Here is an 11,727-nt window from a genome sequence, read left to right as displayed (position 1 = left end):
TGCTAACTGAATACTGATTACTCTAAACTTACTAATTTATCTACGCTCCAAGCTTCCGGTTTGTCATTGAATAATTTCTTGGTGAATGTCCAAACATCGTAAAAAAGTTCGGAATTCCTGTAATTTTCTAAATCGGCTTCGGTTTCCCAATAACTGTAAGTAAAGAAAATACTTTTGTTATTTTTATCCTGATACAATTCTAAAAAACGATTTCCGGGTGCATTCCGTATTTTATCTTTCATTAACTCAAAGTTTTCCAAAAATGCAGGAATATTTTCCTCATGAAAACTCAATTTTACTATTCGTACAAACATTTATATTTTAGATTTATGATTAACGATTATAGATTTTTAAACTGATTACTGAACACTGCTATCTGAATACTATATTTATTATATCTCTATAATTCAATCCAAGTAAACTATTGGCAGAACCAACTTTAGAAGGATTGCTTCTAAAAATGGCAATTTCAAGAAAACCGGCTTCGTTGAAAATGGCTAATTTTTCGCCTTCATACGATTTAATCGGATATTTTTCAGAACTTGCAATTGCGGAATAATTGGGCAAAATTGTTTTGATATTTTTGGTTTTCAGAACAATTTCATACGGTCTTCCTTTGGCAACTTCGATAAAATATTTTTTAGAAATATTGGTAATTACATTCCCAAAATGATCAATATAAATCACATGACCTTTTAATGAATTCCCATCATCCGAAATAGTGGCTTGCAGATTTGTAACTTGCTTAATCGTATTTATTTCTTTACCAATGACATTCATTAAACCGCCTTTGGCTAAATGGCAGGCTACTTTTACAAATACGTCCAGATCAGTAGCTTCGCTTGGCAAACGATCATGAATATTAATTGCGACCATTTTTTGCGGAACAATTTTTTGCGAAAGCATACTTAAAATCCCATTATCGGCGGCAATAAAATAATGATCGTTCCATTGCATCACAATATGCTGATTCTCTTTATTAGATTCCATATCCACTCCTATAAGATGAACTGTACCTTTTGGAAAGCTCGCATACGATGCGCCAATAATGTAACTTGCTTCTACAGTGTTGAATGGGTCAATGTCATGTGAAATGTCAATAATTAATGCCTCGGAATACTCAGACAAAATTTTCCCTTTCAACGCACCTACAAAGTGATCTTTCAAGCCATAATCGGTAGTTAGGGTAATTATTGACATAAATTTGTTTATAACTATTGGTGTTATGTAAACCTAATTTTATTAAATTTGAGAAGTGCAAAGCTAATAATAGTAAACTCAAAAAACGAAAAACAAAAAACAATTTCTATTTAAAAACAAGAAATATACCCGACAGCCAATTGATTTATAAAAAAATTAATTCTAATTTAAAACTACCTCATTTGAACGAAAGAATAATCGAGCTCATAGACATCGCTCCAAAAGACTTTTGGGGCGCTCAAGACACTCATCTTGAAACAATTAAAAAATACTACCCAAAATTAAAGATTGTCGCTCGGGGAACAACTTTAAAAGCTTTTGGAGAAAAAGAGGTTTTAGACGAGTTCGAAAAACGTTTTCAGCGGTTAATGCTTCACTTTACACGTTACAACACTATTGATGACAATGTTATTGAGCGTGTTATTCTAAGTGACGGCCAAGACGAGAGACGAGCCTTGGGACATGATAAAATTTTAGTACACGGAGTAGGAGGGAAAATCATCAAACCTATGACACCCAATCAACAATTGTTGGTGGATACCATGGAAAAGAATGATATGGTTTTTGCTGTAGGACCTGCCGGAACCGGAAAAACGTATACCGGTGTTGCTATGGCTGTGAAAGCATTAAAAGAAAAACAAGTTAAACGTATTATACTTACACGTCCAGCGGTTGAGGCAGGGGAGAACCTTGGTTTTTTACCCGGTGATATGAAAGAAAAATTAGACCCTTACATGCAACCTTTGTATGATGCTTTGCGCGATATGTTACCTAACGAAAAACTGGAAGATTATATTTTAAAGGGAATTATTCAAATAGCGCCATTGGCATTCATGCGTGGTAGAACGTTAGATAATGCTTTTGTAATTTTGGATGAAGCACAAAACACTACGCATTCCCAAATGAAAATGTTCTTGACCCGTATGGGGAAAAGTGCTAAATTCATGATTACAGGTGATCCCGGTCAGGTCGATTTACCACGAAGAACCATTTCCGGACTTAAAGAAGCTTTGTTGGTTTTGAAAGATGTAGATGGAATTGGGATTATTTATCTGGATGATAAAGACATTGTAAGACACCGATTGGTCAAAAAAGTGATTGATGCCTATAAGCAGATTGAGAATAACGATTAAAACAAAAAACGCTCTTTAAATAAAGGGCGTTTTTTTATGAAATTTTCTATTTTGAAAAGAGGATAATATAAATGCTTTTCAAATTTTATGTGGTTTGAAACATAGCATTCCAATTATTAAATTCCAGATCGGAAAGTTTGGATTTATTTAGACTCTCAAGAAAAGCGAGATAAGCGGTATTGAATAATGATTTTAATTTGCAATTTTGGGATTGAAAAACACAAGGTTTTGAATTACAATTTACAACAGGACTATCATCTTGTTCCAAAAGGTGAATCAAATCCCCTAATGGTATTTCTCTTGCTTTGTCAGAAATTATGATTCCACCATTTTTACCTCTTTTAGTATGGATTAACTGATTTGCTGATAAGAATTGAACCACTTTAATGAGATGGTTTCTCGAGATTTTGAAAGCAGCAGCTAACTCGTCTAAAGAACTTAAAGGAGTTTCTTTTTTTTGATCTAAATACATCAAAACGCGCATACTAAAATCAGTAAAGTGATTCAATTTCATAAGAGTTTTATTAATTAAGGCTTAATAATTGGGGACCAAATTCTTCATAAAGTATATTTTCTTTGTTGACTCCAAGTTCAACTAAGGATTGATATTGAACTTTTATAAAAAGAGCAGGTCCGCAAATATAATATTTTGCATCCTTAATAAGAATTTCTTCTTTGATTTCGAGTAAATTCACTCTACCTTCAATAGCATTTGTTTCTGATTCGGGTAAAGTTTCATAAAAAACAAATGAAGTCAGCCATGTATTTTCATCATTTAACTCTTGAATAGTTTCTTTAAAAGCGTGAACATTTTCGTTACGACAGCTATGAATCCATACCGTTCTGTTTTTTTGAAGTGAGTTTTTATTGGTCTCAATCATGCTCATCATAGGAGTGATTCCAACACCACCACTTACAAGAACTAGTGGGGTTTTAGAATCAGGATCGGCATAAAAAACACCGGCGGGAGCACTGACCTCAATACTGTCGCTTTCTTTTTTATTATGCAGTGTATTGGAAACAATTCCGTTAGGAGTGCTGTTTATTCCTTTTTCTTTTTTTACCGAAATTCTATAAAACTCGTTATTGGAAGCTGAAGATAAACTATATTGTCTGGGCTGTTTATGACCTAGTTCAGGGATAAACGTACTCACGGAAATATACTGCCCTGGATAAAAATCGGCTATATCTTTGTTGTCTTCCGGTTTAAGATAAAATGATTTAATCTCATCGCTTTCTTCAACAATTTTAGAGATTATAAAGTTTCTCCACCCTTTCCACCCTCCTTTTTTATTGCTGGCTTTCTGATACATTTCGGCTTCAAGGCTAATCATAATTTGAGCTAATTCTTGATAGGCGCAAGTCCATGCTTCAATTAATTCTACAGTGGCTAAATCACCCAAAACTTCTTTAATTGAACCAATTAAATGGCTTCCAACTATATCGTATTGTTCTGGCGCAATATTTAAACTTACATGTTTGTTTCCAATTGATTTTAACACGTTTATCAATACACCTGGGTTTTCAATATTTTCAGCATAAGCTAGAACGGCTCCTGTTAATGCATGTTGTTGTTTTCCGCTGGCTTGATTGGCCATATTAAAAATATTTTTTAATTCTGGATTATTTTTTAGCATCCTTTGATAAAAGTAGGTAATCAAATCATTCCCATTTGATTTTAAAATCGGCACTGTTGCTTTAATTAATTCTTTTTGAATTGTATTCATGATAGTATCATATTTAATTTTTTTACAAATATAGGCACAATTTATTATTGTTGTATTTAAAATACAACAATTAATTTTTTAAAAAAATATAATGATAAAATGTAAATCGTATTCTTGCTTAAAGGAAAAGAACAAGAGAGATGATTTTGAAATGGGTTTTTTACTAATCTTTTCTTTAATCTTTGTATATCTCTTCAAAATGCAATAAATTTGGAATTAATAAAATGTCAGTTAAAAAGAAATGATTTTAAAAGAAAAAATTAAAGTAGTTATTAGTGATTTAGACGGAACTTTACTCAATTCAGATCACAAAATATCCCAATATACCAAAACTGTTTTTCAAGAACTTCACAATCAAAATTATTTAATAATTGTAGCAACTGGCCGCCATCACTTGGATGCAATGCCTATTGTAGCTGGATTAGATGTTCCTCTTTATTTAGTTACCTCAAATGGAGCACGAATACACTCTCCTGAAAAAGAGCTTCTTTTTTCTTTTAATATGGAAAGTGACGCTGTTAAATCCGTCTTGTCTTTAGATATAGATCCTGAAATTACAACCGTATTGTTCAGAGAAAATGTTTGGCAAACGAATAAGTACAATGAAAAACTAAATGAATTTCAACCAGAAGTAAATTATCATCCTGAACTAGTAGATTTTAATAGTTTAGAAGATTTGAGTGCCATAAAAGTATTTTTTACACACGATAAGCATTCGAAATTAATTGAATTAAGAGATCAAATTTTAGAAAATCACACTGGCCTTTTTAGTCATGCTTTTAGTCTTCCGTTTTGTTTGGAATTTATGGACAAATCAGTAGATAAAAGTGTTGCGATTGCCAAAATTTTGGAAAAAGAGAATTTTGTTTTCGAACAAACAATTTCTTTTGGTGATGGATATAATGATGAAAATATGCTTAAATCTTCCGGTAAAGGTTTAGTTATGGGGAATGCACCTGATAGTTTGAAAAATAAACTTTCTCATTTAGAAGTGATTTTGACCAATGATAATGAAGGAGTTGCGAAATATATTGCACAGCAAATATTAAATAGTTAAAAGTCTTTTAATACGTACTTTTAAAATAATTTTAGAATCCATTTTTTAATAAAAACAGTAAAATGAATAAAAAACTAATCCTTGTTATCTGTATTTTGTTTTCCATAACAATTCAAAGTCAAACGCTAAAACTGGAAGAAATCATGAAAGGAAACGCTTTCATTGGTGCGCAACCAGAGAATGAAAGATGGTCTTTAGATGGACAGAAAGTTTATTTTGATTGGAATCCAAATAATGAATTGGGTACAAGTACTTATTTTTGGAAAAACGGATTGTCAAAACCAGAATTAGCTTCGCCAAATGAAGCTGCTTTTTCAAAATTAGATTTGAAAAAGACAGCCAATCCTGATTTGTATTATTACATCGATAAAGGAAGATTATTTTCGTATTCCTTAAAAAGTAAAATCTCCAAAAAATTATACCAACAAAGCAGTCCGATTGCTAATTTACAAATGGGTTCTGTCGCTGGAATACTTTATTTCAGACAAAATGAAAACCTCTTTCAGTTCAACACCAATGAAGGTTCTATCATTCAAGTCACTAATTTTAGAAGGGGAAAAGGAGAAGATGTTGCAACGGAAAAAGAATCTTTTTTGAAAAGCCAACAAGAGGAATTGTTTCAATTCGTCAGAGATCAAGAAGCGCTTAAAAAATGGAATTTGGCAAAATCAAAAACTACAAAATCTGATTTTCCAAAGCCATATTATTATGGAAAAAATACCTTTGGCAACTTGAAAGTAGATCCAAAAGGTAATTTTGCGACTTTCAGATTAATAGAAGATTCAGAACGTAAGAATGAAAAAATGGAACTTTTCATTACTGCCGATGGGTACAATCAAATTGAAGAGACTAAGGAGAAAGTTTCAGTAGATAATTTGTTGGCAACCAAATTCGGAGTGTATAACATCGCCAAAGATTCTGTTTATTTCGTGAATTTTTCATCATTAAGCCACATTCAGGATGTTCCTAAATATTTTGAGTTGTATGAAAAATCAAAAAATGCAGAAAAAAAGAACAAACTAATTGTGGTTCAGGAACCTGTTTACAATGAAAATGGTTCTTATGCCATTGCCGAAATAAGAAGTCAGGACAACAAAGACCGATGGATTGTCAGTTTAAATTTAGAGAAAGGAACTTTTCAGGAATTAGATTATCAACATGATGAAGCTTGGATTGGCGGACCAGGAATTCCTTCTAATTCTTATGGAAGGGGAACACTTGGATTTTTAGGAGATAATGAAACCGTTTACTTCCAATCGGAAGAAACCGGTTATTCTCATTTGTACACTTACAATTTAAAGTCAAAAAAGAAAACACAGCTGACCAAAGGAAATTGGGAAGTGCGTAACGTGAGTTTGTCAAAAGATAAAAAGTCTTTTTATTTGACTACAACGACCACGCATCCGGGAAACAGAAATTTCTATAAATTGGAAGTTTCTAATGCCGTTTTACAACCTATTTTAACTAAAGATGGCGCTCATGAAGTGTGTTTGTCTCCAGATGAAAATACATTATTGGTGCGTTATTCGTTTAAAAATAAACCTTGGGAATTGTATGTAGCGCCTAATAAAAAGAATACAAATTTAAATCAGATAACGTCTTCAACATCGGAAAGTTTCAAAGGATATTCTTGGCGTGAACCGGAAGTAATTACTTTTAAGGCGCAGGATGGAACTCCTGTAAATGCCAGATTATACAAGCCACAAACTGCCAATGCGAATAAAGCTGCAATCTTATTCGTTCATGGTGCCGGTTATTTGCAAAACGCGCATAATTATTGGAGTACGTACCACAGAGAATACATGTTTCATAATTTATTGGTTGATTTAGGTTATACCGTTTTGGATATTGATTATAGAGGAAGTGATGGATACGGGCGTGATTTTAGAACAGGAATTTACCGTTTTATGGGCGGAAAAGATTTAACAGATCACATAGACGGAAAGAAATATCTAGTCGAAAATCATGGAATTGACGCGTCAAGAGTTGGGATTTATGGAGGTTCTTATGGTGGTTTCATCACGTTGATGGGAATGTTGACTACTCCTAAAGAGTTTGCTTCTGGTGCTGCTTTGCGTTCTGTTACGGATTGGGCACATTACAATCATGGGTATACCGGAAACATTCTTAATTTCCCGGAAACAGATCCGGATGCCTACAAAAAAAGTTCACCAATCTATTTTGCAGATAATTTACAAGGTGATTTATTGATGCTTCACGGAATGGTAGATGACAATGTAGAGTACAAAGATATTGTTCGTTTGTCTCAGCGTTTTATCGAATTAGGAAAGAAAAAATGGAGTTTATCCAGTTTCCCAGTGGAAGCACATGGTTTTAAAGAAACCTATTCTTGGGTTGATGAATACAGCCGAATCTTAAATTTATTCAACGATACGTTGCTTAAAAAATAATTTTAGAGATAAAAATGAAATTTAAGAGTTCTGTTTTTTGCGAAACTCTATGAAATAGTTTTAAATTTGCAGGAACAAAAATAAACTCACACACAACTAGTATAATGAGCAATACAATCACAACTACTGATTTTAATTTTCCAAACCAGAAATCTGTTTACCGCGGTAAAGTAAGAGAAGTCTATAATATCAATGATGAACTTTTAGTAATGGTTGCTACGGACAGGCTTTCGGCTTTTGATGTAGTTTTGCCAAAAGGAATTCCATACAAAGGTCAAATTCTAAACCAGATTGCTACAAAATTCATGGAATTAACACAGGATATTGTTCCTAACTGGTTAATTGCAACTCCAGATCCTAATGTGGCTGTTGGTCATTTATGTGACCCTTTCAAAGTAGAAATGGTAATTCGTGGCTATGTTTCAGGTCATGCTGCTCGTGAATATGCACTTGGCAAAAGAGAAATTTGTGGCGTGAAAATGCCAGAATATTTGAAAGAAAATGATAAATTCCCAGAACCTATTATTACGCCGACTACCAAAGCAGATAATGGAGAGCACGATGCGGATATTTCTCGTGAGGATATTTTATCGAAAGGAATTGTTTCTGAAGAAGATTATGTTGTTTTAGAAAAATTCACAAGAGATTTATTTCAAAGAGGAACTGAAATTGCTGCCAGTCGTGGTTTGATTTTGGTTGACACCAAATATGAATTTGGTAAAACTAAAGAAGGTGTAATTGTCTTGATTGACGAAATTCACACACCGGATTCTTCTCGTTATTTTTACGCAGAAGGATACCAGGAACGTCAAAACAGTGGAGAAGAACAAAAACAATTATCGAAAGAGTTTGTTCGACGTTGGTTAATCGAAAATGGTTTTCAAGGTTTGGAAGGGCAACAAATTCCTAATATGACGGACGAATACATAGAAACCGTTTCAGAAAGATATATTGAATTATACGAAAATATCCTAGGAGAGAAATTTGTAAAAGCAGACATCACTAATATAGATGAAAGAATCGAAAAAAATGTCTTGGAATATCTAGCGAACAGATAGAACAATTTCCATAAAAATAAATAAAAAAACCGCAATTCATAAATTTTGAATTGCGGTTTTTTATTTTTTAAATGCTGATTCATAACAAATAATCCATTCTTGAACTGACATTTTTTGGACGAGTGCTGCAATTAATTCAAACGGAATTTGGTTCATCTTCTTAAATCGGATGCAACTTTTTCCCATGTCTAATTTTTGAGTGCTGTGTTTTGGATATTCGGTAACAAACCAATTCAGTAATTCCGGGTTAGCATAAATTCCCATGTGGTACAGCGCAATGAAATTTTTCTGTGATGCAATACCCATAAAAGGTAAAGGAAGTTTCGGTTCACAATGATATCCATCAGGATAAATGGAATGTGGGACCACATAACCAATCATGCCGTATGACATTTGTTCAACAAATCCTTTTGGAATATTTTCTAGAATAGTTTCTCTAAGTTTTGTGAAAGCTATTTTTCTTTCCTCTGGGATTTCTTCTAAATAGGCTTTAATTGATGTGGCGGTTGATTGCATTTTTATGAATTGTTTAAGTAAATTTAATAAAAAAACCGCAATTCATAATTTGAACTGCGGTTTTTTAGCCCCGATAGTAGTGGAAATCCTTTTCCTTTTTTCTTTAAAAAGGGAAAGATTACAACGGATAGCGGGATTAGCTCCTAAAACTATTTGAAATAAGAGAATGTTTCTTCGTTTTCTAACTTCAACAAGGTTTCGTAAATTAATTTAATCACGTTTTCAACATCGTCACGATGCACCATTTCAACCGTGGTATGCATATAACGCAAGGGCAATGATATCAAAGCTGAGGCAACACCTCCGTTACTATACGCAAAAGCATCAGTATCTGTGCCGGTAACACGAGAAGAAGCCAATCTTTGGAAAGGGATTTCTTTTGCCATTGCAGTTTCTAAAATCAATTCTCTCAAATTATTTTGAACAGCTGGCGCATACGTTACCACCGGGCCTTTACCAATTTTTGTGTCACCTTCAATTTTCTTTTCAATCATTGGAGTAGTGGAGTCATGACAAACATCAGTAACAATTGCTACATTCGGTTTGATAGTTTTGGTAATCATTTCGGCACCACGAAGACCTACTTCTTCCTGAACCGAATTAGTAATATACAATCCAAAAAGAAGTTTTATTTTATTTTCGTGTAACAAACGAGCGACTTCGGCAATCATAAATCCACCCATACGGTTGTCAATGGCGCGACAAACAAATTTGTTGTCATTCAAAATCATGAATTCATCAGGATAGGTAATCACACAACCCACATGAACACCCATTTTATCTACCTGTTCTTTAGTTTCACAACCAATGTCAATAAACAAATTATCAACTTTAGCTACTTCTTCTTTGCTTCTATTTCTAGTGTGGATAGCAGGCCAGCCAAAAACACCTTTTACAATTCCTGCTTTAGTATGAATATTAACGCGTTTTGAAGGTGCAATTTGGTGATCTGAACCACCATTTCTAATCACGTAGATTAATCCATCATCCGTAATATAATTGACGTACCATGAAATTTCATCAGCATGACCTTCAATCACTACCTTATAAGGTGCATCCGGATTAATAATTCCAACAGCAGAACCGTAGGTATCCGTTATAAAAGTATCTACATAAGGTTTCAAGTATTCCATCCATAATTTCTGCCCGCCACTTTCATATCCAGTGGGTGATGCATTATTAAGGTAGTTTTCTAAAAACTCAAGTGATGACTTGTTTAATATTGATTTAGTGCTCATAAAATTATTTTTTTGCTAAATTATAAATTTGGCATTACAGTTGTATATATAATGTATAATTTTGGCAATTAAATTTTTCTATATGAAGCTAATTAAATTTTTGTTGTTTTGTTTATTTACCACTCTGTCTGTTAATGCACAGGTAATGCCTCAGGATACCACAAAGATGGGCTATGAGTTAGAAGATGATGAATCTATTCTTAATGATACTATTCAATTACCCGAAGTGTTAATATATAAGGGAAAAACGGATCCTGAAGCAAAAAAGCAATTCTTACTTCTTCAAAGTAGGGTTTTTAAAACTTATCCTTATGCAAAACTAGCTTCGGAGCGATTGACCATCCTTAATAAAGGAATGGCAAACCTTAAAACAAATAAGGAGAAAAAACGATACTTTAAAATAGTAGAAAGTTATTTGAGTGACGAGTTCGAAGCCAAGCTTAAAAAGCTTTCCCGTAAACAAGGTCAAATATTGGTAAAGTTAATTCATCGCCAAACTGGCACCACAACTTATGAATTAGTAAAAAACCTCAAAAGTGGGTGGAAAGCATTTTGGTCAAATACGGCGGCAAGTATGTTTGATATTAATTTAAAAACAAAATATGCGCCTTTCGATGTTAATGAAGACTATCTGATAGAAACGATATTAGTGCGGGCATTCGATTCCGGAAGATTACAAAATCAAAATCCGGCAAAACCAGTTGATTATGATAATCTAACTGATTCTTGGGAGTCCAGAGCTGAAAAGCTGAAAAAATAATTTTCATTTTGGCGTTCCACCTTATATAAAGAGAGGCAATTATCTAATTGGGTAGTTGCCTCTCTTTATATAAGGAGTCGGGCTATTCGCTACAAGTCCTCGTCCCGTTGAGTTTGAAACTCAACGGGACTGTGGGCTATTCGCTGCTATCCCTAACGCGGCCCCGTGCTCTTTATCGCATTGATGACTGTTTGATAAATTCAAAATGAGATCAACACGATAACTTTTGTTACCTTATATATAGGAGAGACTGGAAAATTGATGTTATGTCATTATATAAGGTATATACTCATTTTACTGATTCAGACGATTTTTTGGTTAGTAGACAGAGAGCTGGAGCTTTTTTTGGGGAGTTAGATTGACAACGGAGCTGTAAAAAAGGGAATAAAGGTAGAATGCAATAAGATTGTATAGATAAAGAAAGGTGTGATAAGGTTGTCTATAGGTAATGCGATTCACAGTTTTCCGGGGATAAAGCCATCCTTTCCTTTGGATAGGATGTTGTAGCGGAAAAAACTTTGAGATTCAAGAATCATGTTTTCAGCGTTTTAAAGATTAGGTTAAGAAAAGATTAAAAAAAGAGTTTAAAAAAGCTTGCAAAAGCGAATAAAGGGTGTAGTTTTGCAC

General features: G+C 33.5%; 11 protein-coding genes. 5 read left to right on the top strand and 6 right to left on the bottom strand.

Annotated elements, in window-relative coordinates:
• Positions 1–17: 17 nt before the first annotated feature.
• Positions 18–314 (bottom strand): putative quinol monooxygenase, encoded by a 297-nt coding sequence (locus tag QLS97_RS16535; RefSeq protein WP_039107443.1) that lies wholly within the window; start codon positions 312–314, stop codon positions 18–20.
• A gap of 58 nt (positions 315–372) precedes the next feature.
• Positions 373–1,200, bottom strand: a complete 828-nt coding sequence (locus QLS97_RS16530; RefSeq protein ID WP_282718222.1) for an SAM hydrolase/SAM-dependent halogenase family protein — start codon at positions 1,198–1,200, stop codon at positions 373–375.
• A gap of 182 nt (positions 1,201–1,382) precedes the next feature.
• Here QLS97_RS16530 and QLS97_RS16525 point away from each other — a divergent pair, with 182 nt between their 5' ends.
• Complete coding sequence (locus QLS97_RS16525; protein ID WP_282718220.1) at positions 1,383–2,333, top strand: PhoH family protein; 951 nt, start codon at positions 1,383–1,385, stop codon at positions 2,331–2,333.
• A gap of 85 nt (positions 2,334–2,418) precedes the next feature.
• Here the strand turns inward: QLS97_RS16525 and QLS97_RS16520 are convergent, their stop codons facing one another.
• Positions 2,419–2,847, bottom strand: a complete 429-nt coding sequence (locus QLS97_RS16520; RefSeq protein ID WP_282718218.1) for an RrF2 family transcriptional regulator — start codon at positions 2,845–2,847, stop codon at positions 2,419–2,421.
• Positions 2,848–2,857: 10 nt separating this feature from the next.
• A complete protein-coding gene (gene hmpA / locus QLS97_RS16515) occupies positions 2,858–4,060 on the bottom strand; it encodes an NO-inducible flavohemoprotein (RefSeq protein ID WP_282718215.1) in 1,203 nt (400 codons plus the stop codon).
• A 241-nt stretch (positions 4,061–4,301) separates the two neighbouring features.
• Here hmpA and QLS97_RS16510 point away from each other — a divergent pair, with 241 nt between their 5' ends.
• From QLS97_RS16510 to QLS97_RS16500, 3 genes are all read left to right on the top strand, one after another.
• Positions 4,302–5,117: a Cof-type HAD-IIB family hydrolase gene (locus QLS97_RS16510; RefSeq protein WP_282718213.1), complete on the top strand. Its 816-nt coding sequence runs from the start codon at positions 4,302–4,304 to the stop codon at positions 5,115–5,117.
• A gap of 62 nt (positions 5,118–5,179) precedes the next feature.
• Positions 5,180–7,528: a S9 family peptidase gene (locus QLS97_RS16505; RefSeq protein WP_282718212.1), complete on the top strand. Its 2,349-nt coding sequence runs from the start codon at positions 5,180–5,182 to the stop codon at positions 7,526–7,528.
• A gap of 104 nt (positions 7,529–7,632) precedes the next feature.
• A complete protein-coding gene (locus tag QLS97_RS16500; protein ID WP_282718210.1) occupies positions 7,633–8,586 on the top strand; it encodes a phosphoribosylaminoimidazolesuccinocarboxamide synthase in 954 nt (317 codons plus the stop codon).
• Positions 8,587–8,646: 60 nt separating this feature from the next.
• Here QLS97_RS16500 and QLS97_RS16495 read toward each other — a convergent pair whose 3' ends face one another.
• Complete coding sequence (locus QLS97_RS16495; RefSeq protein WP_282718208.1) at positions 8,647–9,102, bottom strand: DUF1801 domain-containing protein; 456 nt, start codon at positions 9,100–9,102, stop codon at positions 8,647–8,649.
• Between the two features lie 149 nt (positions 9,103–9,251).
• Complete coding sequence (locus QLS97_RS16490; RefSeq protein WP_282718206.1) at positions 9,252–10,340, bottom strand: M42 family metallopeptidase; 1,089 nt, start codon at positions 10,338–10,340, stop codon at positions 9,252–9,254.
• 82 nt (positions 10,341–10,422) lie between these two features.
• Here QLS97_RS16490 and QLS97_RS16485 point away from each other — a divergent pair, with 82 nt between their 5' ends.
• Positions 10,423–11,100: a DUF4294 domain-containing protein gene (locus QLS97_RS16485; RefSeq protein WP_282718204.1), complete on the top strand. Its 678-nt coding sequence runs from the start codon at positions 10,423–10,425 to the stop codon at positions 11,098–11,100.
• The last annotated feature ends 627 nt before the right edge of the window (positions 11,101–11,727 follow it).

The sequence above is a fragment of the Flavobacterium yafengii genome (genome assembly GCF_030010375.1).
Classification (GTDB): Bacteria; Bacteroidota; Bacteroidia; order Flavobacteriales; family Flavobacteriaceae; genus Flavobacterium; species Flavobacterium yafengii.
Note: the sequence above shows the minus strand (reverse complement) of the source record. Positions and strands in the feature narration are given on the sequence as shown.